Here is a 24,461-nt window from a genome sequence, read left to right on the forward strand (position 1 = left end):
CTCGCCGAGCCGCCACCTGCTCGGCCCGTGCAGCACCGGCCACCCGCGGTCGCGCATGCCCCGCACCGTGGCGATCCACCGCTGCCGGGGTCCGTACGTGCCGAGCGGCGCCGCGACCGCCCACGACAGGTCGAGGTCGCGCAGGAACGCGTGCACCCGCTCACCCGGCACGTTCCGGTGGATGAGCGCCTTCGGCAGCCGTTCGGCGACGATCGACGGTACGTCGAGTCCGGCGAGCCGCAGCGACACCGTGAACGACACCGGTGCGTGCTCGTCGAGCGTCACCCACGAGGCCACCCGCCCGACCTCGTTGCACGTCCCCTCGACCAGTGCGCCGCCGGGCTGCAACCGGTCCTGCATGATCCGCCACGACGCCACCACCGCGGACTCGTCGTACTGCCGCAGCACGTTGAACGCCCGGATCACAGCGGGTCGGCGCTGCCCGGGCGTGGGCGTCTCGAAGCCGCCGAGCCGGAACGTCACACCGTCGCGGGTGCCCGCGTTCGCGAAGGCGACGCGGGCCGGTTCGATCTCGATGCCGGTGACCTCGACGTCCGGACGCACCAGCGCCAGACGGTCGCGCAGCTCGAGCGTCGTCGTCGGCGACGCGCCGTACCCGACGTCGGCGACCAGCGGGTCGTCGGCCTTGCGGAGGGCCGGCAGCGACGCGATCCACCGGTCGACACGGCGGAGCCGGTTGTACCCGGTCGTCCCGCGCGTCACGTTCCCGATGGGCATGACGTCAAGGGTACGGGCCTGCTGACGCTCGGTAGACTCGGCAGCATGACCTCCACGCTCGTCCTGCTCCGTCACGGAAACAGTGACTGGAACCAGAAGAACCTGTTCACCGGTTGGGTCGACGTCCGGCTCAGCGAGCTGGGCGAGAAGGAGGCGAAGCGCGCCGGCGCCCTCATCGCCGAGTCCGGCATCGTCCCCGACGTCCTGTACACCTCGCTCCTCACCCGCGCGATCCAGACGGCCGACATCGCGCTGCTCCAGGCCGACCTCGCCTGGCTGCCCGTCAAGCGTGACTGGCGCCTCAACGAGCGCCACTACGGCGACCTGCAGGGCAAGGACAAGGCCCAGACGCTGGCCGAGTACGGCGAGCAGCAGTTCATGGAGTGGCGCCGGTCGTTCGACGTCCCGCCGCCCCCCATCGCCGACGGCGCCGAGTGGTCGCAGTCCGGCGACCGCCGCTACGCCGACCTCGGCGACCAGCTGCCGCGCACCGAGTCGCTCAAGCTCGTGATCGACCGACTGCTCCCCTACTGGGAGTCGGACATCACGAAGGACCTGGGCGAGGGCAAGACCGTGCTGGTCACCGCGCACGGCAACTCGCTCCGCGCGCTCGTGAAGCACCTCGACGACATCTCCGACGACGACATCGCCGGGCTGAACATCCCGACGGGCATCCCGCTGGTGTACGAGCTCGACGACGACTTCCGTCCGACGAAGCCGGCGTACTACCTCGACCCCGAGGCCGCTGCCGCCGGCGCTGCCGCCGTGGCCGCCCAGGGCGCCAAGAAGTAGCACCGCACACACGAACGCCCCGCCCGGTCTCCGGGCGGGGCGTTCGTCGTTCTCCCTGGTGGGTTCGCGAAAGCGACAGGGTGCCGCGAACGTTCCGCCGACTTCTGTCGCTCTGCCGGGAGGAACGGATCACCGCATCGACGACGTGTCGCTTCCGCAGGGTGGTCGGCTCCTCGGGCCGCGACCGGTCAGACGAAGTGCGACGCGATCTCCTGCACGAGGGCGCCGACGTCGTAGGGCTTCGTCGTGTCGACGCGCACGACGGGGAGCAGCCCGGTCGGTCCCGCGGTGGGACCGAGGGTGTCCCAGGTGTCGATGATCGACGCCAGGTCGCCGTGGACCTCGTGCCGGAGCGGAGCGTCCGGCTCGTAGCGATCACGCAGACGTTCGTCGGCGGTCGCGCGGTCGACGTGGCACCAGACCTCGACGGCACGGGGTGAACCGGCCGTCAGGAGCCCGGCGGTGAGGAAGTCCCGGCTCTCCGGCGTGACCCAGACCGCGTCCAGGACGACGCCGTTCTCGACCGCGCCGGCCATCGCCCACACGGTGTCCATCGCGATGCCACCGAGCGGACGCGACGCGATCATCGGCCCGACGATGTCGGCGAGGGGCTCCTTGATGCGGTCCTTCGACAGGAACGGGCAGCCGAGCACCTCGGCCAGCGCAGCGCCGATCGTGCTCTTGCCGGAACCGGGCATGCCGTTGACGATGATCGCGACCTGAGCCATGCGTCGATCCTCGCAGAACCGAACGGCCCGAGCGTCCCGACCGGACCGAACCGGGTCAGACCGCGGCGGTCGAGGTGGACGCGCCGGTCCAGTCGCCGGTCGCCAGGTACTCGACCTTCTTGGCGATCGACACCGCGTGGTCGGCGAAGCGCTCGTGGTAGCGGGAGGCCAGGGTGGCGTCGACCGTGTCGATCGGCCCGCCCTTCCACGCCTCGCCGAGCACGAAGTCGAAGACGCTCGCGTGCAGTTCGTCGACGGCGTCGTCCTCGTCGCGGATCTCCGCCGCCAGGGCGATGTCCTCGGTCGCGAGCAGCCGCGTGAGCTTCTGCGACATCGCGACGTCGTGCTTGCCCATCTCCTTGAAGGTGCCGCGGAGGCCCTTCGGCACGACCTTCTCGGGGAAGCGCTGGCGGGCGAGCTGCGCGATGTGCTCGGCCATGTCGCCCATGCGTTCGAGCGAGGAGCTCACGCGCAGGGCGGTGACGACGACGCGCAGGTCGCGGGCGACCGGTGCCTGGCGGGCCAGGATGTCGATGGCGATCTCGTCGAGGCTGTTGGCGGCCTCGTCGATCTTCTGGTCGTCGGCGATCACCTCCTCGGCGAGGGCGACGTCGGAGTCGCTGAAGGCCTGGGTGGCCCGGGTGATGGCGGACTCGACGAGTCCTGCGATCTCGGTCAGTCGCTCCTGGACGTCCTGGAGTTCCTGCTGGAAGACTTCGCGCATGGGGGAGTACCTCTCTCTGCGTACCGGACGAGTGTCGTCAGCCCAGGTGAACGAACGGTGACGTGGGGCTGAACGCTTCGCGATCCGGCCTTCCGAGGCGGGTGAACGGTACCGGAACCCCGCATGACCATCCCTACACTGGCGACATGGACAACGCGTGGCTCGTGCCACTGTCGATGCTCCTCGGCGGGGTCTTCGGCGCGGGCGTCGTGGTGCTGATCATCACCGCCGAGCGCACGGCACGTGCTGCCGACGTGGCGGAACGCACCCTGCCGGACGGCGTCGCAGCGGTGATCGCGACGATGCACAACCCGGCGGTGGTGATCGACCCGTCGAACACGGTCGTGGCCGCATCGCCCCAGGCACTGACCGTCGGACTCGTCGTCCGGCGCCGGCTCGTGCACCAGGAGCTCCTCGACCTCGTCGACCGGGTGCGCAAGAGCGGCGAGATGGGGGCGGAGGACCTCGAGCTCCCGCGCGGACGGCACGGGGAGCTCATCGGCTACCTCAGCTTCCGGGCCGCGCAGCTCGGCAACCGGTACGTGCTCATCACGGCCGACGACCTGACCGAGAGCCGGCGCATCGACGAGGTCCGCCGTGACTTCGTCGCCAACATCTCGCACGAGCTGAAGACCCCGATCGGCGCCATCGGCCTGCTGTCCGAGACGCTCGTGATCGCGGCCGACGACCCGGAGCACGTCAAGAAGTTCGCCGCGCAGCTCATCACCGAGTCCGAGCGGCTCGGCGCCCTGACGAAGGACATCATCGAGCTGTCCCGGCTGCAGTCGGTCGACGCGTTGGAGAACAGCGAGGAGACCGGTGTCGACAAGATCGTGCAGGCCGCGGTCGACGCGAACGAGGTCGTCGCGCGGGCCCGCTCGATCGAGATCATCCGGGCGAAGAAGTCGAAGCTCCGGGTGATGGGCGACCCGGGTCTGCTGCAGGTCGCCGTGTCGAACCTCATCGCCAACGCGGTGAAGTACTCGCCCGACGGCACCCGCGTCGGCGTGGGCGTCCGGTCCGCGAAGGGCTTCGTCGAGATCGCGATCACCGACCAGGGCGTCGGCATCCCCGAGGCCGACCTCGACCGGGTGTTCGAGCGGTTCTACCGCGTCGACCCGGCACGGTCACGGGCCACCGGCGGCACCGGCTTGGGGCTCGCCATCGTCAAGCACGTCGTGGGCAACCACGGCGGCGACGTCCGTGTCTGGTCGCAGCCCGGCAAGGGCTCGACCTTCACCATCCGCCTGCCCGAGGCGGACACCGAACTGACCACCGCACTCGAAGAGCAACTGGAAGAGCAGCCATCGTGACCAAGATCCTCATCGTCGACGACGAGCCGGCCCTGAGCGAGCCCCTGGAGTTCCTGCTGCAGCGTGAGGGGTACGAGACCTCCGTCGCGGCCGACGGCGTGACCGCGCTGTCGAAGTTCGACTCGGAGAACCCGGACCTGGTGCTCCTCGACCTCATGCTGCCGGGACTCTCCGGCACCGAGGTCTGCCGCCAGATCCGGACCCGGTCGAACGCGCCGATCATCATGTTGACGGCGAAGGACTCCGAGGTCGACATCGTCGTCGGGCTCGAGCTCGGCGCGGACGACTACGTGACGAAGCCGTACTCGACGCGCGAGCTGCTGGCCCGCATCCGTGCGGTCCTGCGCCGCCGCACCGAGGACGACCCGGCGGACAGCGGGATCCTGCAGGTCGGGGGCATCCGGATGGACGTCGAGCGGCACACGGTGTCGGTGGACGGGTCGGAGACGGCGATGCCGCTCAAGGAGTTCGAGCTGCTCGAGCTGCTGCTCCGGAACGCCGGCCGGGTGCTCACCCGTGGGCAGCTCATCGATCGCGTGTGGGGCTCCGACTACTTCGGGGACACCAAGACGCTCGACGTGCACATCAAGCGCATCCGCTCGAAGATCGAGCGCGTGCCGTCCACCCCGGAGATCCTGGTGACGGTCCGCGGTCTCGGGTACCGCATCGAGGCCTGAGACGCACGGACAGGAGGCCCGGTGCGAGTCCGTGGGACTCACACCGGGCCTCCCGGTCTGAAGCGCTTGCGCTCGCGCGTGCGCGGTGCGGCTACTCGCCGTCCGTCGGCGTGGCGGACGGGGTCTCGACCGGCAGCGTGATCTGGCTGGTCGGCTCGGGGGTCGAGGTCGGCGCGAGGGTGGCGTACTCCTCTTGCGAGGTGGTCAGCACCGGCACGTTGGCCGAGACGCCCTCGGCATCGGGGTAGGAGAAGTACACCTTGACGAGCGAGCCGGGCTCCGCGTCTGCGCTGTCGAAGTCGAGGGTGTCGTGCTGCGAGTCGTTCGCCAGGTCGACGTGCGAGTTCGCCGGCACCAGCACGGTCTCGGTGTCCCCACCGATCTCGACCGACACGGTGATGCCGTCGGTGTCGGAGTTGTTCACCAGCGTGCCGATGAACCGCGCACCCTCGCCGTCGTCCGAGATGAGGATGGCGTTCCGCACGTCGACCTTGCCGGTCGAGACGTTGACGCCGTCGGTGATCTGCTTGATGTCGACGGTGTGCGCAGGCGACATGAACTCGCACCCGGTGGCGCCCAGCGCGATGGTTGCCGCAACGGCGACGGACACGAGTACCCGAGCTCGCAAGAGATTCCTCCGTAGGTCGATGAGGACCAGACGGTCCCGCTCCATCTTAGCGATCACCGGGAAGCCCCAGTGCTGAGGGTCCCCTTACCCGAACACCCCTTGTGGTAAACTGGAAGTCTGGGAACGGAGCCTGATACATGCAATTCGAGGTCGGCGAGACCGTCGTCTACCCCCACCACGGGGCGGCAACCATCTCTGAAGTCAAGACGCGCGTCATCAAGGGCGAGGAAAAGGTCTACCTGAAACTGCGGGTCACGCAGGGTGACCTGACGATCGAGGTGCCGGCGGACAACGTCGACCTGGTCGGAGTCCGCGACGTGATCGGCAAGGAAGGGCTCGACAAGGTGTTCGAGGTCCTCCGGGCGCCGTTCACCGAAGAACCCACCAACTGGTCGCGCCGGTACAAGGCGAACCTCGAGAAGCTCGCTTCCGGGGACGTCATCAAGGTCTCCGAGGTCGTCCGCGACCTCTGGCGACGCGATCAGGACCGCGGCCTGTCCGCGGGCGAGAAGCGGATGCTGGCCAAGGCCCGGCAGATCCTGATCTCCGAGCTGGCCCTGGCCGAGAAGACCGACGAGGACAAGGCATCGACCGTCCTCGACGAAGTCCTCGCGTCCTGAGCGCACTGCACACCACGACGACCGCACGGTTCCCCGAAGGGGTGGACCGGGCGGTCGTCGTCGTTGCAGCCGGGTCCGGCACCCGGCTCGGCATCGGCACCGCGAAGGCGTTCGTCCCCGTCGCGGGGCGGCTCATGCTCGCGCGGGCGCTCGAGCCACTGTTCACGCTGTCGTCCCCGACGTTGGTCGTCGTGGTCGCGCCGTCGGCGCTGCTCGAGGACAGCCGTCAGGTGGTCGCCTCGGTCGCGGGCTCCGCGGTCGCGTACACGGCGGTCGTCGCCGGAGGCACGGATCGCCACGGCTCGGTCCAGGCCGGCCTGGCCGTGCTGCCGGACTCCGTCGGTTCGGTGCTGGTGCACGACGCGGCGCGGTGCCTCACGCCGGCGGCGCAGTTCGACCGGGTGTTCGACGCGGTCGAGGGTTCGGTGGCGACCGGCACCGGTGACGGCGTCGTCCCCGCGCTGCCCGTCACCGACACGGTCAAGCGGGTGTCCGGCGACGTGGTCGTCGAGACCGTCGACCGGTCCGCGCTCGTCGGGGTCCAGACGCCGCAGGGCTTCCCGCTCGACGCACTCCGACGGGCGTACGCGGTGTCGACGCAGTCCGAGACCGACGACGCCGGCGTGTTCCAGGCGGCCGGTGGCACGGTGCGCTTCGTGCCGGGCGACGCCGACGCCTTCAAGATCACGACGCCGTGGGACCTCGGACGGGCGGAGTCGATCGTCCGGTCGCGCACCACGGTCGCGGGTGACTCCGCTGCCTCGGCGGTCCGGCTCGGGCTGGGGGTCGACGTGCACGCGTTCGACGTCGAGTCGCCGTGCCGCGTCGGCCTGCTCGACTTCCCCGGCGAACCCGGCCTCTCCGGGCACAGCGACGGTGACGCCGTGGCGCACGCGGTGTGCGACGCCCTGCTTTCCGCCGGTGGCCTCGGTGACATCGGTGGGACGTTCGGTACCGCCGACCCCGCCTACGCCGGAGCCGCGGGGGACGTCTTCATCCGCGGAGCCGTCGGGCTGCTCGCCGACGCCGGCCTCGTACCCGTGTCGGTCACGGTGCAGGTCATCGGGAACCGGCCGCGCATCGGGGCCCGTCGCGCCGAGATGCAGGACGCCCTGTCCGCCGTCGTCGGTGCCCCGGTGGCGGTGTCCGGTACGACGACCGACGGCCTCGGCTTCACCGGCCGGGGCGAGGGGCTCGCCGCGATCGCCACGGCCGTCACCCGACCGGCCTGACGTCCTAGGCTTGGGATCGTGACCGTTCGCCTCTACGACTCCCGCGCCGCAGCCGTCGTCGACCTCGTCCCCCTGGTCGACGGACAGGTCAGTGTCTACGTCTGCGGTCCGACGGTGCAGTCGTCGCCGCACATCGGTCACCTGCGTTCGGCCCTGGTCTACGACATCTGGCGCCGCTGGCTGACGTACCGCGGTCTGCGCGTCACCCTCGTGCGGAACGTCACCGACATCGACGACAAGGTGCTCGACCTGGCCGCAGGCACCGACGAAGCGTGGTTCGCCCGCGCCTACCGCGTCGAGCTCGAGTTCACCGCCGCGTACAACGCCCTCGGCATCCTGCCCCCGACCTACGAGCCGCGGGCAACAGCGAGCGTGCCGCAGATGCACGACATCATCACGAAGCTCATCGACCGCGGTCACGCGTACGTCGCCGCCGACGACTCGGGCGACGTCTACTTCGACACCGGCAGCTGGGAGTCCTACGGTGCCCTGACGCGGCAGCGCCGCGAGGACATGGTCGAGGCGGCCGACGCCGACCCCCGCGGCAAGCGGGACGCCCGCGACTTCGCGCTCTGGAAGGGTGCGAAGCCCGGCGAGCCGTCGACCGCGTCGTGGGACTCCCCGTGGGGGCCCGGCCGTCCGGGCTGGCACATCGAGTGCTCCGCCATGTCGCGGCGGTACCTCGGTCCGGCGTTCGACATCCACGGCGGCGGACTCGACCTGCGGTTCCCGCACCACGAGAACGAGCTCGCGCAGTCCACCGCGGCGGGTGACCCCTTCGCGTCGTACTGGTTGCACAACGGGCTCGTCACGGTCGAGGGCCAGAAGATGTCGAAGTCGCTCGGCAACTCGATCTTCGCCGCCGACTTCCTCGCCGCTGCCCGTCCGGCCGTGGTGCGGTACTTCCTCGGCGCCGCGCACTACCGCTCCTCGATCGACCACCACGACGGCTCGTTGGCCGAGGCCGAGGCCGCCTACGACCGCATCGACGGGTTCCTGCAGCGGGCCGAGGTGCGGCTCGAAGGCGTGCAGCTCGCCGACGCTCCCGCCGTGCCGGACGCCTTCGCCGCCGCGATGGACGACGACCTCGCAGTGCCCCAGGCGCTGGCCGTCCTGCACGAGACCGTGCGCACCGGCAATGCCGCCCTGGACTCCGACGATGCGGAAACGCTCGGGGTCGCGTACCATCAGGTGGCCGCCATGGTAGAAGTCCTCGGCATCGACCCGCGAGCCGCCCACTGGTCGGGGGGCGGTCAGGACACCTCGGCAGGCCCGCTCGCCGCTCTCGTCGAACGCCTCGTGCAGGAGCGCGCGGACGCCAGGGCAGCACGGGACTTCGCTGCGGCCGACCGCGTGCGCGACGACCTCGCCGCCGCGGGCATCACGATCGAGGACACGCCGTCCGGAACACGCTGGAGCATCGCCTGAACACGGCAGTGCCGAACAGGAGCTACGCATGAAGAACGTCTCGGGAAGCAAGAAGGGTCGGCCCGGCGCCGTCCGCACCGGTCGCAAGGGCAACAAGCAGGTCGGTTCCGGTGGTCAGGGTGCCCAGGCGCTCGAGGGTCGCAAGCCGACCCCGAAGGCCGAGGACCGGCCGTACCACCCCGCCGGCAAGCGCAAGGCAGCGAAGGACCGCTTCGAGGCAGCCAAGGGCCGTCACGGTTCCTCGAGCGCCCCGCAGGGCCGCACCGGTCGCCCGCCGGCCCGGAAGACCGATGACTCCGAGCTCGTGACCGGACGCAACTCCGTGCTCGAGGCGCTGCGCACGAAGACCCCGTCGACGACGCTCTACATCGCGTCGCGCATCGAGGTCGATGACCGCGTCAAGGAGATCCTGACGCTCGCGAACCACCGCAGCGTGCCGATCATCGAGCTCATGCGCCCCGAGCTCGACCGCATCACCGGCCACGACAGCGTGCACCAGGGCGTCGCGCTCAAGGTGCCGGCGTACGAGTACGCCGTGTCCGAGGACATCGTCGAGCAGGCCTTCTCGCGCGACCAGGTCCCACTGCTCGTCGCCCTCGACGGCATCACCGACCCGCGCAACCTCGGTGCGATCATCCGCTCGACCGCCGCGTTCGGCGGACACGGCGTCATCGTGCCGCAGCGTCGCTCGGTCGGCGTCACCGCGTCGGCGTGGAAGACCTCGGCCGGCGCCGCGGCCCGCACGCCCGTCGCGATGGCACCGAACCTCACCCAGACGCTGAAGTCCCTGAAGTCGATGGGCCTGTTCGTCCTCGGTCTCGACGGTGACGGCGACGTGGAGCTCGACGGCCTCGCGCTCGCCGACCGCCCGATCGTGATCGTCGTCGGTTCCGAGGGCAAGGGCCTGTCACGCCTGGTCACCGAGACCTGCGACGCGATCGTGTCGATCCCGATCTCGAGTGCGACCGAGTCCCTCAACGCCGGCATCGCCGCGAGCGTCACCCTGTGGGAGGTCGCCCGGCGCCGTCGCGCCGAGTAGCCGCACCGGCACGGGGCCGGCGGGGGTCGGCGCGAACGGTCAGGACACGTCGGCTGGTGTTCGCTGTGTGGTCACGAATCGTCGGTGCGCGACGTCGCAGGCGACGCTCTGTGACCAGTCGGCGCCCACCCGGCGGGGTGTCGTGACCGCTCGACATGCAACGTCACCACCGGCGGTGCGGGCGTGACGGTCTGGAGGGCCGGCGCCGGTCTCCGGGACGCGGGCCGGGCCTCCAGATGGTCGCGTTCTCGAGCCCCGAAGGGTCAGGACACGTTGGCTGGTGTTCGCCGTGTGGTCACGAGTCGTCGGTGCGCGACGCCGCAGGCGACGGTCTGTGACCAGTCGGCGCCCACCCGGCGGGGTGTCGTGACCGAGCGGGGAACGCGTCAGACGGTGGTGCGCCAGTCCTCGACGTCGGCGTCGTCGTCTGTGGGCTCCGCGTCCTCGACCACGGGGATCGGCAACGTCATCGACGACGTCGGCGGGTTGATGAGCAGGCGCTCGTCGCGGCGGTGGCGCAGCACGTCGTTGATGTACGCCGTCGTGGCCTCGGGCAGCGAGACCGACCGCTCCTCTTCCTGCGACATGAACCAGCGGTGCTCGAGCAGCTCGTGGAAGACCTCGGCGGGCTCGAGGCGTCCACGCAGGTCACGGGGGATCGAGCGGACCACGGGTTCGAAGACCCGCGAGACCCACTCGTGCGCCACCATCTCCTCGTCGAGTTCGTCGCGGCCGTTGCGTGCCCGGTACGAGTCGAGGTCGTTGAGCAGGCGTCGGGCCTGGTTCTCGCCGGCGTCCAGGCCGGTCAGCCGCAGCAGGCGTCGCTGGTGGTGTCCGGCGTCGACGACCTTCGGCTGGATCCGCACCTGCGAACCACCCTCGGTCGTGTGGATCGAGAGCTCCTCGATGTCGAAGCCGAGCTCGTTGAGCCGCTCGACGCGGTCGTTGATGCGCCAGCGTTCCTTGATGTCGAACTGCTCGGTGCCCGTGAGCTCGGTCCAGAGCGTCCGGTACTGCGCCACGATCCGGTTGGAGACGTCGACGGGGTCGGCGTTCTCGTCCAGCCGGCCACCCGCCTCGAGGTCGAGGAGCTCGCCGGCGATGTTCACGCGCGCGACCTCGAGGTCGTTCTCGCGCTGCCCGTTCGACAGACCGCCGGGGTAGAGCTTGCCGGTCTCGGCGTCGACCAGGTACGCGGCGAACGAGCCCGCGTCGCGACGGAACAGCGTGTTCGACAGCGACACGTCGCCCCAGTAGAAGCCGATGATGTGCAGCCGGACGAGCAGCAGCGCGAGGGCGTCGACGAGACGGGTCGCGGTCTCCGGGCGCAGGGTCTGCGAGTACAGCGCGCGGTACGGCAGCGAGAAGCGCAGGTGCCGCGTCACGAGCACGGGGTGCAGCTGCTCACCGTCGGCGTCCACCCGGTTGGTGATGACCGCGACGGGGTCCACGCACGGCACGTCCATCCGCTGCAGCGTGCGGAGCATGTCGTACTCGGCCCGGGCGACCTCTTCACCGGTCTCCTTGACGGCTGCGACGTAGCCGCTCAGGTGCACGAACCGCACGAGGTGCCGTGAGATGCCCTTCGGCAGGGCGACGATGGTCTCGTCCGGCCAGTCCGCCAGCGGCAGGTCCCACGGCAGGTCGAGCAGACCGGGGTCGACGGTGGCTGCGGTGATGGACATCGAGTCGGGCACGGTGGATCCTTCGGTGTCGTGGGGGGACAGCCGAGAGCCCGCGACCCGCCCTTGTGAGGCGGCGCGGGCTCTCGGGGAGTGCGCTTCGGTTACGCGCTGACGACGGCCTTGTCGTCCAGGCGCTCGCCCGACTCGGTGTCGAAGGCGTGCACGTGGCCCGACTTCGGCGTCACCACGATGGTGTCACCGATCGACGGGTGCGAACGGCCGTCCACGCGGGCGACGATGTCGACGCGCGTGCCCTTGACGTCGGCGTGACCGTAGAGGTAGCCGTCGGCGCCGAGTTCCTCGACCACGTCGACCGTGACGGGCAGGCCCTCGCCCGACTGCGCCACGACGACGTCCTCGGGACGGATGCCCACCGTGATCTGGCCGGAACGCGCGTTGGAGAGCGTGTCGCGGTCGATCGCGTGGTTGAGCGTGCCGAACTTGATGCCGCCCTCGACGACGTCGGCCGGCAGCAGGTTCATCGCCGGCGAGCCGATGAAGCCCGCGACGAAGACGTTGTTCGGCTTCTCGTACAGGTCGCGCGGCGTGCCGACCTGCTGCAGGATGCCGTCCTTGAGCACCGCGATGCGGTCACCCATGGTCAGTGCCTCGGTCTGGTCGTGCGTGACGTAGACCGTGGTGACACCGAGACGACGCTGGAGCGACGCGATCTGCGTACGGGTCTGGACGCGGAGCTTGGCGTCGAGGTTCGACAGCGGCTCGTCCATGAGGAACACCTGCGGCTGGCGGACGATCGCACGGCCCATCGCGACGCGCTGACGCTGACCACCGGAGAGCGCCTTCGGCTTGCGGCCGAGGTAGTCCTCGAGGTCGAGGAGCTTGGCGGCCTCCTGCACGCGGGTGGCGCGCTCGTCCTTGCCGACACCGGCGATCTTGAGCGCGAAGCCCATGTTCTCGGCGACGGTCATGTGCGGGTACAGCGCGTAGTTCTGGAACACCATCGCGATGTCGCGGTCCTTCGGCGGGACGTCCGTGACGTCGCGGTCGCCGATGCGGATCTGACCGGAGTTGACCTCTTCGAGGCCGGCCAGCATGCGGAGCGAGGTGGACTTGCCACAACCCGAGGGGCCGACGAGGACGAGGAACTCGCCGTCGGCGACGTCCAGGTCGAGGGAGTCGACCGCGGGACGGTTGCCTCCGGGGTAGAGACGGGTTGCCTTGTCATAGGTGACGGACGCCATGAGCGTTCGGTCCTTTCTTCACCGGCAGGTACGTGCCGGACGATCCGAGTGAAGCGGTCAGCCCGCGAGGGCCCCGGATGGTCGTCGTCGACCATCGAGGTTCATACAACACGAGTTCTCGCGGGTGCGCCAGTGTTTTCCACCTGGCCGGTCGGTTCCCAGAGCGTGGTTGGGTGGTTCCCAGAGCGGCCCACTACAATCGCCGGGTCCGTCCGCCGAGCGGGGGTAGGTCGTGCGGACGCCGATCAGGAGGACGACGCACCGATGACCAACCGCCCCGAGGGTGACGCCCGCGCCGCGCGGAACGAGCGCCGCGAAGCCGCCCGACAGCGAGCGCAGCGCCACAGGACACAGCAGAAGCGCCGCCAGCGCGGAACCCGGCTCGGACTCCAGATCGGACTCGGTGTCGTCCTGCTCGCAGCGGCCGCCGTCGTCACGCTCGTCCTGGTCGACTCCGTGAAGCCAGCAGGCCCCGGACCCTCGACCATGTCGCAGGGCGGCATCACCCTCGGCGAGGGGCTCAAGCCCGTGACCGCGTCGAGCAGTGCATCGCCGAGCGCCTCGGCGACCGCCGGTGCGGGCACGGTGCGCATCACGCTGTACGTCGACTACCTCTGCCCGACCTGCGGCGCATTCGAGCAGGCCAACGGTGACTACATCGAGAGCCTCGTCGACTCCGGCGCCGCCACCGTCGACATCCACCCCGTCGCGATCCTGTCGAACCGCTCGCAGGGGACGAAGTACTCCCTCCGCGCCGCGAACGCCGCGGCCTGCGTCGCCGAGCACTCGCCGGACCAGTTCTACGCGGTCAACAAGGCGCTCTACGCCGAGCAGCCGGAAGAAGGCACGCCTGGCCTGACCGACGCGCAGCTCACGAAGGTCGTCACCGGGGTCTCCGGCCTGCAGGACCGCAGGGCCGTCACGAGCTGCATCGCCGACCAGGACTACAGCAAGTGGGTCGACGAGCAGACGACCGCGGTGTCCGGCGGGGACATCCCCGGATCCTCGCTGAGCGAGTTCCCCGGTACGCCGCTGGTGCTCGTCAACGGGCAGCAGTACGAGCTCACGTCGCCGATCACGAACGACGACTTCCGCACCTTCGTGGTCACCGCGGCCGGTGCCACCGAGGCCACGCCCACCCCGACCCCCACGCCGAGCGCGACGCCGTCCCGCACGCGGAGCGCGACACCGACGCCCACGCCGACGAAGGGCTGATCCCTACAGCGACGACCCGGGGACGCTGAACGTGTCGCAGCTCGTCGCGCCCTGCTGGTAACCGCGGACGAACCACTTCTGGCGCTGCTCACTCGAGCCGTGCGTGAACGAGTCCGGGTCGACCCGGCCGCTCGAGCGCTCCTGGATGCTGTCGTCGCCCACGGCGCTCGCGGCGGACAGGGCATCGGCGATCTCGGACCGGCTGATCGGCTCGAAGAAGGTCTCGCCGTTCGCGTCCTCGGTGTTCGCCGCGTCGCCGACCCAGGCGCCGGCGTAGCAGTCGGCCTGCAGCTCGACGCGGACACTGCCGGACGACGCCCCGGTGCCCGAGCGGTCCGTGCTCGCGAAGGCACCCTGCAGCTGCTGGATGTGGTGGCCCCACTCGTGCGCGACGACGTACATCTGCGCGAGCGGCCCGCCCGACGACCCGTACTCCGACTGCAGGTCGTCGTAGAACGCGGTGTCGAGGTAGATCGCGCGGTCCGGCGGGCAGTAGAAGGGCCCGGTTGCAGCGGACGCCTGACCGCACGACGTGTCGGTCGAGCCGTCGAACAGGAAGAAATCCGGCGCCGTGTACGCGATGCCGAGCTTCCGGGCCTCGGCCGCCCAGTAGCCGTCGAGTGACTCGGCTGCCCCTTCCATCCGGCACTCGACCTTCAGGTTGGCGTCTCGCCCGGTGCGGCACTCCGGGGCGGCGTCCACGGTCTCGCCCTGCTGCTGGATCTGCGTCGTGCCGCTGCCGCCGTCGACGAACCCGCTCAGGTCGAAGCCCGTGAACTGCGCGATCAGGAAGACGACGATCGCCGTGACGCCGACGGCACCGCCGCCGACCGCGGCCGTCCGACCCCGGCGCTTCACCCTGCCGCCCTTGAGCTGCGAATCGTCGTTGAACGTCATGCCCCCGAATGTACGGCCCACGGGACTCGCACGCCGCACGCACGCCGCACGCATGCCCCGCGCGTACCGTCTGGGACGTCGGCGACCCCGACACGTGTCGTACAACCGGAAGGAACCACACCATGGCCACTCCCATCAGCACCGTGATGAGCCCCGCCCGCTACGTGCAGGGCAAGGACGCGATCACCCGCGTCGGCGAGTTCGTCGCCCCCATCGGCAAGCGCCCCCTGATCGTCGCCGACGACGTCGTGTGGGGCATCGTCGAGGCCGCGGTGACGACGAGCTTCCAGGCGGCCGACCTGCGGGTCGAGCGCGTCGGCTTCGGTCGCTTCGCCACTCCGAAGGCGGTCGACGACCTCGTCGAGCAGATCCGGTCGACCGACGCGGACGTCATCGTCGGGCTCGGCGGCGGTTCAGCGATCGACGCGGCCAAGGCCTCCGGACACCTGGCCGGCATCCGCTGGGCGAGCGTCCCGACAGCGGCGAGCACCGACGCCCCGACCTCGGCGCTCGCGGTGATCTACTCCGAGGAAGGGGAGTTCATCGAGTACCGGTTCTTCCCGCACAACCCCGACCTCGTCCTCATCGACACGAAGCTCGTCGCGAACGCGCCCGTCCAGTTCCTGGTCGCGGGCATCGGCGACGCCCTGGCCACCTGGGTCGAGGCCCGTGCCGCCAAGCGTGCGAACGCCGACACCATGGCCGGCGGGCTGCAGACCGAGACCGGCGTCGCGCTCGCCGAACTGTCCTGGAAGCTGCTGCACGAGAACGCCCTGCAGGCCATCGAGGCCGTGAGGGCCGGGGTCGTGACGCCCGCCCTCGAGAAGGTCGTCGAGGCGAACACCCTGCTGTCGGGCCTCGGGTTCGAGTCCGGCGGACTGGCGGCAGCGCACGCGATCCACAACGGCCTGACCGCCGCTCCGCAGGCGCACGGTCTGGCGCACGGGCAGAAGGTCAACATCGGCACGATCGCGCAGCTCGTGCTCGAGGGCGCACCGGCCGAGGAGATCGAGGACTTCGTCGTCTTCACCACGAAGGTCGGCCTGCCGAACGCCCTGACCGAGATCGGCCTGACCGTCGACGACACGACGGAACTCCGCGCCGTGGCCGAGGCCGCGACCGTCGCGGGCGAGACCATCCACAACATGCCGTTCCCGGTCACGCCGGAGCTCGTGGTGGACGCACTCATCGCCGTCGAGGGCATCGCGCGCAGCATCCGCGCCGAGCACGGCCTGCCGGAGCCGGTCCTGTACCAGCACCACTGAGGGACGGCTGCGCTGACGGATCGGGGTCAGGTGCGGACCAGCGGCTCCATCGTCGCCAGGTCCGTGCCGATCCCGACGTCCACCAGCTCGATCCGTCCCGCGAGGGTGGCGGCCGGCCCGGTCAGCAACCCGGCCTTCACCCCGCCGAACGTGACCGTGACGTCGGCGTGCAGGACGTGGTCGTCCGCGATCCCGCCGGTGTCGACGTCGATGCCGCTCGGCACGTCGACGGCGACGACGAACGGTGCGCGCTGGTCGCGGGCGAGTTCACGGATGGCGTCGACGACCTCGCGGGCGGGGGAGCGGAGGGCCGCAGGCCCCCGCACCCCGATCCCGAGGATCGCGTCGAGCACCAGGTCGGCGTCGAGTGCCGCGTCCGTCACCGCAGCCTCGGGTCCGGCAGGATCATCAAGGAGGCGCACCCCGGCGTCCAGCGCCGCTGCCAGGCCCGCCTCGTGGACACGTGAGCCGACGCGCAGGACCGCCACGTGCCTCCCGGCCGCTGCCAGCCGCGCACCCGCGAACAGGGCGTCACCACCGTTGTCGCCACTGCCCACCAGCAGCAGGACGGACCCCGGTCCGTCGCCCGGCCGGACGGCCGGATCGTCGAGCAGGTCGCCGACGATGCGGGCCAGGCCGTCGGCCGCTCGTTGCATGAGGGGCTCACCCGCGTCGAGGTGCGGCCGCTCTGCCGCCCGGATCTGGTCACCGCCGTAGCCGTCCATGACGACCACAGTGCCCCGGTACCCTGGAGGGGACATGTCACTCGTCCCCGAAGCGCCCCGTCCCCGCATCGTGATGTCGCCCGACGGCCTCCGGATCGCGACCTACGACTTCGGCGATCCCGACGCCCCTGCGGTCGTCGCGGTGCACGGGTTCGCCTCCGGTGCGGTGCTGAACTGGCACGCCTCCGGCTGGACCCGCGACCTCGTCCGCGCCGGGTACCGCGTGCTGGCGTTCGACCAGCGCGGGCACGGCGCGAGCGCGAAGCCGCGCGATCCCGGTGCGTACTCGATGGACCTGCTGGTGGCGGACGTCACGACCGTCATCGACACCCACCTGCTCGACGAGGTCGCGTTCCTCGGGTACTCGCTCGGCGCACGCGTCGGCTGGCACACCGCCGAACGGCTGCCGGACCGCATCACCCGCGCGGTGTTCGGTGGGATCCCCGACGCCGACCCGATGCGCCGCGTGCGGGTCGACCAGGCCAAGGCGTACCTGGCGGACGGCACACCGATCGAGGACCGCGTGACCAACGGCTACCTGACCATGGCGGCGAACGTCGAGGGGAACGACCTCGCGGCGCTCGTGGCGATGGTCGAGGGGATGCGGAACAGCATCGAGCCGACGCCCGACAACGCCCCCGCGCAGCCGATCCTGATGGCCGCCGGCAGCGAGGACGGCATCCGCGACAGTGCCGTGCGGTTGGCGCAGGCGGCCCCGGACGCGTCGTTCTTCGAGATCCCGGGGCGGAACCACTTCAACGCACCGACGTCGCGGGCGTTCCGCGAGGCCGCACTGGCGTTCCTGCGGGGCTGACGCCTGTCCGCGTCGCGCTGACGGGTACTGCCAGGTCCTCGTTGACGAAGGCCGTCGCGCGTACCGTCCCCGCCATGGAATACAGACTCCTCGGCAACAGCGGGACATCGGTGTCGACGCTGACCCTCGGCACCATGACGTTCGGCAGCGAAGCCGACGAACCCACCTCCCACACCATCATCGACACGTTCGTCGCGGCCGGCGGCACCCTCATCGACACGGCCGACGTCTACTCGGGCAACGAGTCCGAGCGGATCATCGGCCGCTGGCTCGCGGCACACCCCACCGAGGCGCAGCAGGTCGTGCTCGCCACCAAGGGCCGCTTCCCGCAGGGTGACGGTCCGAACGACGTCGGCCTGTCGCGCCGGCACCTCCGGGTCGCCCTCGACGCCTCGCTCGAGCGCCTCGGCGTCGAGCACATCGACCTGTACCAGATGCACGCCTGGGACGCCCTGACGCCGATCGAGGAGACGCTCCGGTTCCTCGACGACGCGGTCTCCGCCGGCAAGATCGGCTCGTACGGCTTCTCGAACTACCTCGGCTACCAGATCACGAAGGCCGTGTACGAGGCGAAGGCGCACGGTTGGGCCCCGCCGGTCACCCTGCAGCCGCAGTACAACCTGCTCGTCCGCGACATCGAGCACGAGATCGTGCCCGCCAGCCTCGACGCCGGGATCGGCCTGCTGCCCTGGTCGCCCCTGGCCGGCGGCTGGCTGTCCGGCAAGTACCAGCGCGACGAAGCACCCACCGGCTCCACCCGCCTCGGCGAGAACCCGGCACGCGGCATGGAGGCTTGGGAAGCGCGGAACGGGGACGAGCGCACCTGGGCCGTCCTCGACGCGGTGTCCGCGGTCGCCGACGCGCACGGCGCCTCGCGGTCGCAGGTCGCCCTCGCCTGGCTGCTCGCCCGGCCGGCGGTGACGAGCGTGATCCTCGGCGCCCGGACGGTGTCCCAGCTCGAGGACAACCTCGGTGCGGCCGACCTCGTGCTGACCGATGCGGAGCTCACGCAGCTCACCGACGCCAGCGCGCCGCGCATCGACGACTACCCGTACGGCACCGCCGGCGTCGCCCAGCGGGAGCGCAAGATCACCGGCGGACGCTGAAGATCCGTGCACGTTCGTGCGGATTCGCGCGGATGTGAGGTCCGGGTGTGGACGCACGGTTCGGTGAGGTGTCATCCTCGTCGCACGACCGGCTGGTTACCGTGTCCAGCGCCGGGAGCACTCCCTGATCCGTGTTCCACATGCGCCGATGCCCCGGGTGAGTGATCACCCGGGGCATCGCTCCGCCGGACGGCGGTTGTGGGGCCGGCAGCGGGACTTGAACCCGCAACCCCCGTATTACAAGTACGGTGCGCTACCAATTGCGCCATGCCGGCTGACGCCGCTCATCCTACCGGTGAGGGCGTCGGGGTCTCACTCGGCCGGCTTCTCCGAGAAGTTCAGCGAGATCGAGTTCATGCAGTACCGGTCGCCGGTGGGGGTGCCGAAGCCGTCGGGGAACACGTGGCCCAGGTGCGAACCGCAGTTCGCGCAACGGACCTCGGTGCGCACCATGCCGAGCGACTTGTCGTCGATCAGCTGGACGGCGTCGGGGTTCACCGACTCGTAGAACGACGGCCAGCCGCAGCCGGAGTCGAACTTCGTGCCGCTCTTGAACAGCTCCGCGCCGCAGGCCGCACAGGTGTAGACGCCGGCACGCTCCTCATCGAGGAGTTCACCGGTCCACGGCCGTTCGGTCCCCGCCTGACGCAGGACGGCGTACTGGTCCGGGGAAAGCTCCTCGCGCCACTGGGCGTCGGACTTGTCGACGTTGTATGCCATTGTTTCCTCCTGCTTCCGGTCGGGTTCTTCCGGGCACTCCCGACCACTTCAGTAAACTCGCGACGATGTCCGAGCATTCCGTGCACCACGCCCGCTGGACCCGTCTGACGACGGACGAACTGTACGGCATCGTGGTGCTCCGGAACCGCGTCTTCGCACTCGAACAACGGGTGACGGCCGAGGACTTCGACGGCCGTGACCGCGAGCCCGAGACCGAGCACTGGTGGTTCGGTACGGACACCGGAGCGGTTGGGTACCTGCGCCTGATCCGACCGGCTGCCGACGAGGAACACCCGGCGGACGCACCGCCGCCGTCCTGGGTGATCGGCCGGGTCGCGACGCACCCCGACCACCGTGGGCAGGGCATCGCCGGCCGGCTCGTCGCCGCCGTGCTCGCGGCCCACGGGCACGAACCCGTCGTCCTGCACGCCCAGGAGTACGTCGCCGCGCTCTACGAACGCCACGGCTTCGTCCGGTTCGGGGCACCCTACGACGAAGCCGGCATCCGGCACGTCGGCATGCACCGCCCGGGGCGCTGATGGACACCCTCGGCCGCTACGCCGCCTACGCCGACCGCATCGAGGCCGTGTCCCCGTCCTACGCCGCCTGGGCGCGGTCACTCGACCCCGGGTTGGTCGCGCTCCTCGACGAGGTGGCCGAGCAGCAGCGGCAGCCGGAACTGCTCTTCGCGGTCGCGCGGCGGCTCGGCGCGGATCCGTCGGACCCCGGTGCGCTGCGCGCGATCGGTCGGGAGGCCCGCCCCGCCCTGGTCGCAGCGCTCGCCTCCGCCACGGTGCAGGCCAACGACCCGCGGCGGCTCGGTCCCGTCGTCCCGCTGTTCGCGGCGCTCGCCGAGCGGGCCTCGCGGCCGCTCGGGCTGGTGGACGCGGGGGGCGCCGCCGGGCTCTGCTCGATCCCGGACCGGGTGACCCTCGACCACCGGACGTCGGAGTCCCGGGTGCCGGCGGATCGCGCCCCGGAGCTGTCGTCGCGCCCCGACTCCTCGGGGCGCGACGACCACGGCGGGGTGCGCACCGAGCTCGTCCGGATGCACACGGCGGTCGACGAACCCGCGGTCCGTCTCGTCGCAGAAGTCTCCGGGGTCCTTCCGGCTGCGGCGAGCAGGCCGATCCGGATCGGCGCGCGGATCGCCCTCGACCCGAACCCGATCGACCTCGCCGCACCGGGCGCGTTCGACCGTCTGGTGCACGCGGTCCCACCGGAGGCCCTGGACCGGATCGCCCTGATGCGCGAGGCGGCGCGCGCGACGCTCGCCGTGCCTCCCGTCCGGATCCGGGGCACGCTGCCGGGTGACCTCGACCGTGCACTGGACGCCCTGCCGGACGACGTGGAGCCGGTCGTGCTGACCACCGGCACCCTGGTCTACGTGCCGGGCGCCCAGCGCCAGCGGTTCGTGGACGGCGTCCGCGAACGCGGCGTGCACTGGATCGCGCTCGAACGCACCGGGATCCTACGCGGTGTGGCGGCGACGCTGCCCGACGACGTCGACCCCGCGGATCCGGACGCCTTCGCCACGGCCTCGATCGACGGCACCGCGGTCGCCGTCTCGGACCCGTTCGGCACGCACGTGCGCTGGCTCCGCGACCCGAACCTGTGACCGGTGTTCGCGACAGTCCAGCGCCGTGCCAGGGTCCGGATGCGCTCGGCCCCTACGATGTGCGAGACCCGTTCCCCGATACGTGATCGGAACCGCCGTGACCAGCCCCACCGACGAGCACCGCGCTGACGAGCTCACCGAGCTCGCCAGGCACGTGCTCTCGTTCGAGCACGACCGGGCACGGCACGACCGCACCAAGGAAGCGGAGATCCGGGTCGAGTTCGAGATGTCGGCGGCGCGCTACTACCAGGTGCTGAACCGCGTGATCGACTCGCCCGCGGCACTCGCGTACGACCCGCAGCTCGTCACGAGGCTGCAGCGGCTCCGGCACGCGCGCACCAGCGCCCGGGCGTCGCGCAGCTTCGTCGCGCCCGGTGCCGCTCCCGAAGGACGTGAAGAGGAACGATGAGCACCAGATTCCCCCGTGACCGGTTCGACGACGTCGCCGACGGCCCCCGGGTCGGCGCACACCGCGGTGCTCAGCGCCGCGGCCGTGGCTGGATCGCGTTCGCCTGGGCGGCACTCGCCACCGGTGTGCTCGTCGGCATCGGCGTGCTCGTCCTCGCGCTCCTGAACGGCAGCTACTCGTTCAGCGGGTCGGACTCGCCCTCGGCGTCGTCGACCTCGTCTGCCACATCGAAGCCGTCCGCGTCCGCCACCTCGAACCCCTCGGCGTCGTCGTCGGCCGGGTCGGGTGCCGACTCCGGCGCTGCCGCTGCGACGCCGGCACAGCAGGGCACGACCACCGTCGTCGTCCTGAACGGCACGACCACCTCCGGCCTCGCTGCCCGGGCCAGTGCGGCGCTGACCGGTGCCGGCTGGGGAGTCGCCTCGACCGGGGACGCCGGCACGACCGGGTCGACCTCGACGATCGTGTACTACCAGCAGGCCGCACAGGCAGCAGTCGCCCAGGGCATCGCGAAGCAGCTCGGGGTCACCGCCGTGCAGCAGTCGACGGCGTTCCCGAACGCCGACGTGAGCGTCGTGCTCGGAGCCGACTACACCGGCTGATCCGCATTCCGCGGGCGCTTTCCGCCCGCCTTTGTGACGGTCGTGTTTCGGGCACGTTGATTTCTGACGGAATCGACGTGAAACGACGTCACACCTCTTGCCTGATCGGCGCGCTTCGAGCAGAGTCCCTTGCAGACGACGAACACGTCGTTCGCACAGCAGTACCAGGGAGCAAGAGATCATGGCCAACGGAACCGTGAAGTGGTTCAACGCTGAAAAGGGCTTCGGCTTCATCACCGTCGATGGAGGAGGCCAGGACGTGTTCGTGCACTACTCGGCCATCGACATGTCGGGTTACAAGGTCCTCGAGGAGGGCCAGGCAGTGGTGTTCGACGTCGGCACCGGGTCGAAGGGCCCGCAGGCGGAGGCAGTCCGACCGGCCTGAACGCACGACACTCATCGCGAACGCGCCGTCCCGTCAGGGGCGGCGCGTTCGTCGTGCGCGGTCCGTCCAGCGTGACGTGCATGGCGGGCGGCCCGTGGCGGTGGTCGGGGTGTGCTGTTTGCGGGGCGTGTCCTGGGAAGACGTGACGAGCCTCCCGATCGTGTTGCACTCGCACCGGTCGAGTGCCAGAATCGGCGTTGGCACTCGCTCACGTTGAGTGCCAGCACGACCCCACGACGTCCGGGAGGGACGAGAACTCACATGGCTAAGATCATTGCTTTCGACGAGGAGGCCCGCCGTGGCCTCGAGCGCGGCCTGAACCAGCTGGCCGACGCCGTGAAGGTGACGCTCGGCCCGCGCGGCCGCAACGTCGTCCTCGAGAAGAAGTGGGGCGCCCCCACGATCACGAACGACGGTGTCTCCATCGCCAAGGAGATCGAGCTCGACGACCCGTACGAGAAGATCGGTGCGGAGCTCGTCAAGGAGGTCGCCAAGAAGACCGACGACGTCGCCGGTGACGGTACGACCACCGCGACCGTCCTCGCCCAGGCACTCGTCCGCGAGGGCCTCCGCAACGTCGCCGCCGGCGCCGACCCCGTGTCGCTCAAGCGCGGCATCGAGAAGGCCGTCTCCGCCGTCTCCGACCAGCTCCTCGCCAACGCGAAGGACATCGAGACCAAGGACCAGATCGCCGCGACCGCGTCGATCTCGGCTGCGGACCCGACCATCGGCGCGCTCATCGCCGAGGCCATCGACAAGGTCGGCAAGGAAGGTGTCGTCACCGTCGAGGAGTCGAACACCTTCGGCACCGAGCTCGAGCTGACCGAGGGCATGCGCTTCGACAAGGGCTACCTGTCGCAGTACTTCGTCACCGACCCCGAGCGTCAGGAAGCCGTCTTCGAGGACGCCTACATCCTGATCGTCAACTCGAAGATCTCGAACATCAAGGACCTCCTGCCGGTCGTCGACAAGGTGATCCAGGCGGGCAAGCAGCTCCTGATCATCGCCGAGGACGTCGACGGCGAGGCCCTGGCCACGCTCGTCGTGAACAAGATCCGCGGCATCTTCAAGTCCGTCGCCGTCAAGGCCCCGGGTTTCGGTGACCGCCGCAAGGCCATGCTGCAGGACATCGCGATCCTGACCGGTGGCCAGGTCATCTCGGAAGAGGTCGGCCTCAAGCTCGAGAACGCGACGCTCGACCTGCTCGGTCGTGCCCGCAAGGTCGTCATCACCAAGGACGAGACCACGATCGTCGAGGGTGCCGGCGACGCCGAGCAGATCGCCGGCCGTGTCCGCCAGATCCGCTCCGAGATCGAGGCGACCGACTCCGACTACGACCGCGAGAAGCTCCAGGAGCGCCTCGCGAAGCTCGCCGGTGGCGTCGCCGTCATCAAGGCGGGTGCCGCGACCGAGGTCGAGCTCAAGGAGCGCAAGCACCGCATCGAGGACGCCGTCCGCAACGCAAAGGCTGCCGTCGAAGAGGGCATCGTCGCCGGTGGTGGCGTCGCCCTCATCCAGGCCGGTGCCGTCGCGCTCGAGGCCCTCGAGCTCGAGGGTGACGAGGCGACCGGTGCGAACATCGTCCGCGTCGCGATCGACGCGCCGCTCAAGCAGATCGCGCTGAACGCCGGTCTCGAGCCGGGTGTCGTCGCCGCCAAGGTGCGCGAGCTCGAGTCGGGTTGGGGCCTCAACGCCGCGACCGGCGAGTACGTCGACCTCATCGCCGCGGGCATCATCGACCCGGCCAAGGTCACGCGTTCGGCGCTGCAGAACGCTGCGTCGATCGCCGGTCTGTTCCTGACGACCGAGGTCGTCGTCGCCGACAAGCCCGAGCGTGCCGCGGCCGCTCCGGCCGGCGACCCGACGGGTGGCATGGACTTCTAGGCAGTCCTGTCCGAA

At 70.4% G+C, this 24,461-nt stretch carries 26 protein-coding genes and 1 tRNA gene; 17 read left to right on the top strand and 10 right to left on the bottom strand.

Annotated elements, in window-relative coordinates; genetic code table 11:
• On the bottom strand, window positions 1-738 hold a 738-nt coding region (locus OGL88_RS16580), incomplete at its 3' end, for a class I SAM-dependent methyltransferase (RefSeq protein WP_263092186.1).
• A 45-nt stretch (window positions 739-783) separates the two neighbouring features.
• Here OGL88_RS16580 and OGL88_RS16585 point away from each other — a divergent pair.
• Window positions 784-1,530 carry a phosphoglyceromutase gene (locus OGL88_RS16585; protein WP_263055284.1) on the top strand — a complete coding sequence of 249 codons (747 nt, stop codon included), beginning with the start codon at window positions 784-786 and terminating at the stop codon, window positions 1,528-1,530.
• 188 nt (window positions 1,531-1,718) lie between these two features.
• Here the strand turns inward: OGL88_RS16585 and OGL88_RS16590 are convergent, their stop codons facing one another.
• The gene (locus OGL88_RS16590) at window positions 1,719-2,258 is read right to left on the bottom strand and encodes an AAA family ATPase (protein WP_263055283.1); all 540 of its coding nucleotides are present in this window, start codon (window positions 2,256-2,258) and stop codon (window positions 1,719-1,721) included.
• 55 nt (window positions 2,259-2,313) lie between these two features.
• Window positions 2,314-2,982, bottom strand: coding sequence for a phosphate signaling complex protein PhoU (gene phoU, locus OGL88_RS16595; protein WP_111085245.1), 669 nt, complete (start codon window positions 2,980-2,982; stop codon window positions 2,314-2,316).
• Window positions 2,983-3,128: 146 nt separating this feature from the next.
• On the opposite strand from phoU, the gene OGL88_RS16600 reads away from it, so the two are divergent.
• Window positions 3,129-4,295: a sensor histidine kinase gene (locus tag OGL88_RS16600; RefSeq protein WP_111085243.1), complete on the top strand. Its 1,167-nt coding sequence runs from the start codon at window positions 3,129-3,131 to the stop codon at window positions 4,293-4,295.
• On the top strand, window positions 4,292-4,972 hold the full coding sequence (locus tag OGL88_RS16605) for a response regulator transcription factor (RefSeq protein WP_111085241.1): 681 nt from the start codon (window positions 4,292-4,294) through the stop codon (window positions 4,970-4,972). The genes OGL88_RS16600 and OGL88_RS16605 overlap by 4 nt, the downstream gene beginning before the upstream one ends.
• Window positions 4,973-5,063: 91 nt before the next feature.
• Here OGL88_RS16605 and OGL88_RS16610 read toward each other — a convergent pair whose 3' ends face one another.
• Complete coding sequence (locus OGL88_RS16610; protein ID WP_205463223.1) at window positions 5,064-5,528, bottom strand: hypothetical protein; 465 nt, start codon at window positions 5,526-5,528, stop codon at window positions 5,064-5,066.
• A gap of 209 nt (window positions 5,529-5,737) precedes the next feature.
• On the opposite strand from OGL88_RS16610, the gene OGL88_RS16615 reads away from it, so the two are divergent.
• From OGL88_RS16615 to rlmB, 4 genes are read left to right on the top strand one after another with little or no spacing between them, the layout of a single operon-like run.
• Entirely contained in the window at window positions 5,738-6,220 is a 483-nt protein-coding gene (locus OGL88_RS16615; protein WP_017888066.1) for a CarD family transcriptional regulator, read from the top strand.
• A gap of 41 nt (window positions 6,221-6,261) precedes the next feature.
• Complete coding sequence (gene ispD, locus OGL88_RS16620) at window positions 6,262-7,452, top strand: 2-C-methyl-D-erythritol 4-phosphate cytidylyltransferase (protein WP_263055281.1); 1,191 nt, start codon at window positions 6,262-6,264, stop codon at window positions 7,450-7,452.
• An 18-nt stretch (window positions 7,453-7,470) separates the two neighbouring features.
• Window positions 7,471-8,880, top strand: a complete 1,410-nt coding sequence (gene cysS / locus OGL88_RS16625; protein WP_263055280.1) for a cysteine--tRNA ligase — start codon at window positions 7,471-7,473, stop codon at window positions 8,878-8,880.
• 28 nt (window positions 8,881-8,908) lie between these two features.
• A complete protein-coding gene (gene rlmB, locus OGL88_RS16630; protein ID WP_263055279.1) occupies window positions 8,909-9,919 on the top strand; it encodes a 23S rRNA (guanosine(2251)-2'-O)-methyltransferase RlmB in 1,011 nt (336 codons plus the stop codon).
• Window positions 9,920-10,305: 386 nt separating this feature from the next.
• On the opposite strand, the gene OGL88_RS16635 is transcribed toward rlmB, so the two are convergent.
• Together OGL88_RS16635 and OGL88_RS16640 are read right to left on the bottom strand one after the other, a co-directional pair.
• The gene (locus OGL88_RS16635; RefSeq protein ID WP_205463221.1) at window positions 10,306-11,616 is read right to left on the bottom strand and encodes a DUF4032 domain-containing protein; all 1,311 of its coding nucleotides are present in this window, start codon (window positions 11,614-11,616) and stop codon (window positions 10,306-10,308) included.
• 89 nt (window positions 11,617-11,705) lie between these two features.
• Window positions 11,706-12,806 (bottom strand): ABC transporter ATP-binding protein, encoded by a 1,101-nt coding sequence (locus OGL88_RS16640; RefSeq protein ID WP_123311994.1) that lies wholly within the window; start codon window positions 12,804-12,806, stop codon window positions 11,706-11,708.
• A 264-nt stretch (window positions 12,807-13,070) separates the two neighbouring features.
• On the opposite strand from OGL88_RS16640, the gene OGL88_RS16645 reads away from it, so the two are divergent.
• On the top strand, window positions 13,071-14,021 hold the full coding sequence (locus OGL88_RS16645) for a DsbA family protein (RefSeq protein ID WP_263055278.1): 951 nt from the start codon (window positions 13,071-13,073) through the stop codon (window positions 14,019-14,021).
• A gap of 3 nt (window positions 14,022-14,024) precedes the next feature.
• Here the strand turns inward: OGL88_RS16645 and ypfJ are convergent, their stop codons facing one another.
• Complete coding sequence (gene ypfJ, locus OGL88_RS16650; protein ID WP_263055277.1) at window positions 14,025-14,918, bottom strand: KPN_02809 family neutral zinc metallopeptidase; 894 nt, start codon at window positions 14,916-14,918, stop codon at window positions 14,025-14,027.
• Between the two features lie 122 nt (window positions 14,919-15,040).
• Here ypfJ and OGL88_RS16655 point away from each other — a divergent pair, with 122 nt between their 5' ends.
• Window positions 15,041-16,183 carry a glycerol dehydrogenase gene (locus tag OGL88_RS16655; protein ID WP_263055276.1) on the top strand — a complete coding sequence of 381 codons (1,143 nt, stop codon included), beginning with the start codon at window positions 15,041-15,043 and terminating at the stop codon, window positions 16,181-16,183.
• A 26-nt stretch (window positions 16,184-16,209) separates the two neighbouring features.
• Here OGL88_RS16655 and OGL88_RS16660 read toward each other — a convergent pair whose 3' ends face one another.
• Window positions 16,210-16,944, bottom strand: coding sequence for an NAD(P)H-hydrate epimerase (locus OGL88_RS16660; RefSeq protein ID WP_263092187.1), 735 nt, complete (start codon window positions 16,942-16,944; stop codon window positions 16,210-16,212).
• Here OGL88_RS16660 and OGL88_RS16665 point away from each other — a divergent pair.
• A complete protein-coding gene (locus OGL88_RS16665) occupies window positions 16,943-17,722 on the top strand; it encodes an alpha/beta fold hydrolase (RefSeq protein ID WP_205463217.1) in 780 nt (259 codons plus the stop codon). The two genes, OGL88_RS16660 and OGL88_RS16665, sit on opposite strands and share 2 nt — an antisense overlap.
• A gap of 74 nt (window positions 17,723-17,796) precedes the next feature.
• On the top strand, window positions 17,797-18,828 hold the full coding sequence (locus OGL88_RS16670; protein ID WP_205463216.1) for an aldo/keto reductase: 1,032 nt from the start codon (window positions 17,797-17,799) through the stop codon (window positions 18,826-18,828).
• Between the two features lie 199 nt (window positions 18,829-19,027).
• On the opposite strand, the gene OGL88_RS16675 is transcribed toward OGL88_RS16670, so the two are convergent.
• Both OGL88_RS16675 and msrB read right to left on the bottom strand, forming a co-directional pair.
• Window positions 19,028-19,103, bottom strand: a tRNA-Thr gene (locus OGL88_RS16675).
• A 37-nt stretch (window positions 19,104-19,140) separates the two neighbouring features.
• The gene (msrB, locus tag OGL88_RS16680; protein WP_205463215.1) at window positions 19,141-19,548 is read right to left on the bottom strand and encodes a peptide-methionine (R)-S-oxide reductase MsrB; all 408 of its coding nucleotides are present in this window, start codon (window positions 19,546-19,548) and stop codon (window positions 19,141-19,143) included.
• Window positions 19,549-19,613: 65 nt separating this feature from the next.
• Between msrB and OGL88_RS16685 the strand changes: the two genes are divergently transcribed.
• The 6 genes from OGL88_RS16685 (at window position 19,614) to groL (ending at window position 24,446) form a co-directional block, all read left to right on the top strand.
• Window positions 19,614-20,087 (top strand): GNAT family N-acetyltransferase, encoded by a 474-nt coding sequence (locus OGL88_RS16685; protein WP_194647532.1) that lies wholly within the window; start codon window positions 19,614-19,616, stop codon window positions 20,085-20,087.
• Window positions 20,087-21,166 (top strand): DUF2332 domain-containing protein, encoded by a 1,080-nt coding sequence (locus tag OGL88_RS16690; RefSeq protein WP_263055273.1) that lies wholly within the window; start codon window positions 20,087-20,089, stop codon window positions 21,164-21,166. The genes OGL88_RS16685 and OGL88_RS16690 overlap by 1 nt, the downstream gene beginning before the upstream one ends.
• A gap of 97 nt (window positions 21,167-21,263) precedes the next feature.
• Window positions 21,264-21,575: a DUF3263 domain-containing protein gene (locus OGL88_RS16695; RefSeq protein WP_263055272.1), complete on the top strand. Its 312-nt coding sequence runs from the start codon at window positions 21,264-21,266 to the stop codon at window positions 21,573-21,575.
• On the top strand, window positions 21,572-22,177 hold the full coding sequence (locus OGL88_RS16700; protein ID WP_263055271.1) for a LytR C-terminal domain-containing protein: 606 nt from the start codon (window positions 21,572-21,574) through the stop codon (window positions 22,175-22,177). The genes OGL88_RS16695 and OGL88_RS16700 overlap by 4 nt, the downstream gene beginning before the upstream one ends.
• A gap of 181 nt (window positions 22,178-22,358) precedes the next feature.
• Window positions 22,359-22,562 (top strand): cold-shock protein, encoded by a 204-nt coding sequence (locus OGL88_RS16705; RefSeq protein WP_111085222.1) that lies wholly within the window; start codon window positions 22,359-22,361, stop codon window positions 22,560-22,562.
• Window positions 22,563-22,823: 261 nt separating this feature from the next.
• A complete protein-coding gene (groL, locus tag OGL88_RS16710; RefSeq protein ID WP_123312014.1) occupies window positions 22,824-24,446 on the top strand; it encodes a chaperonin GroEL in 1,623 nt (540 codons plus the stop codon).
• Window positions 24,447-24,461: the final 15 nt, after the last annotated feature.

Source organism: Curtobacterium sp. RIT-PI-V (assembly GCF_025642935.1).
Lineage (GTDB): Bacteria > Actinomycetota > Actinomycetes > Actinomycetales > Microbacteriaceae > Curtobacterium.

Coding starts and splice junctions, on each gene's coding strand:
- OGL88_RS16700 (WP_263055271.1), top strand. CDS start 21,572: ATGAGCACCAGATTCCCCCGTGACCGGTTCGACGACGTCGCCGACGGC.
- OGL88_RS16600 (WP_111085243.1), top strand. CDS start 3,129: ATGGACAACGCGTGGCTCGTGCCACTGTCGATGCTCCTCGGCGGGGTC.
- OGL88_RS16590 (WP_263055283.1), bottom strand. CDS start 2,258: ATGGCTCAGGTCGCGATCATCGTCAACGGCATGCCCGGTTCCGGCAAG.
- OGL88_RS16665 (WP_205463217.1), top strand. CDS start 16,943: ATGTCACTCGTCCCCGAAGCGCCCCGTCCCCGCATCGTGATGTCGCCC.
- OGL88_RS16615 (WP_017888066.1), top strand. CDS start 5,738: ATGCAATTCGAGGTCGGCGAGACCGTCGTCTACCCCCACCACGGGGCG.
- msrB (WP_205463215.1), bottom strand. CDS start 19,548: ATGGCATACAACGTCGACAAGTCCGACGCCCAGTGGCGCGAGGAGCTT.
- OGL88_RS16670 (WP_205463216.1), top strand. CDS start 17,797: ATGGAATACAGACTCCTCGGCAACAGCGGGACATCGGTGTCGACGCTG.
- ypfJ (WP_263055277.1), bottom strand. CDS start 14,918: ATGACGTTCAACGACGATTCGCAGCTCAAGGGCGGCAGGGTGAAGCGC.
- rlmB (WP_263055279.1), top strand. CDS start 8,909: ATGAAGAACGTCTCGGGAAGCAAGAAGGGTCGGCCCGGCGCCGTCCGC.
- phoU (WP_111085245.1), bottom strand. CDS start 2,982: ATGCGCGAAGTCTTCCAGCAGGAACTCCAGGACGTCCAGGAGCGACTG.
- groL (WP_123312014.1), top strand. CDS start 22,824: ATGGCTAAGATCATTGCTTTCGACGAGGAGGCCCGCCGTGGCCTCGAG.
- OGL88_RS16705 (WP_111085222.1), top strand. CDS start 22,359: ATGGCCAACGGAACCGTGAAGTGGTTCAACGCTGAAAAGGGCTTCGGC.
- OGL88_RS16690 (WP_263055273.1), top strand. CDS start 20,087: ATGGACACCCTCGGCCGCTACGCCGCCTACGCCGACCGCATCGAGGCC.
- OGL88_RS16645 (WP_263055278.1), top strand. CDS start 13,071: ATGACCAACCGCCCCGAGGGTGACGCCCGCGCCGCGCGGAACGAGCGC.
- OGL88_RS16585 (WP_263055284.1), top strand. CDS start 784: ATGACCTCCACGCTCGTCCTGCTCCGTCACGGAAACAGTGACTGGAAC.
- OGL88_RS16685 (WP_194647532.1), top strand. CDS start 19,614: ATGTCCGAGCATTCCGTGCACCACGCCCGCTGGACCCGTCTGACGACG.
- OGL88_RS16640 (WP_123311994.1), bottom strand. CDS start 12,806: ATGGCGTCCGTCACCTATGACAAGGCAACCCGTCTCTACCCCGGAGGC.
- OGL88_RS16610 (WP_205463223.1), bottom strand. CDS start 5,528: ATGTCGCCTGCGCACACCGTCGACATCAAGCAGATCACCGACGGCGTC.
- OGL88_RS16655 (WP_263055276.1), top strand. CDS start 15,041: ATGGCCACTCCCATCAGCACCGTGATGAGCCCCGCCCGCTACGTGCAG.
- OGL88_RS16660 (WP_263092187.1), bottom strand. CDS start 16,944: ATGTCCCCTCCAGGGTACCGGGGCACTGTGGTCGTCATGGACGGCTAC.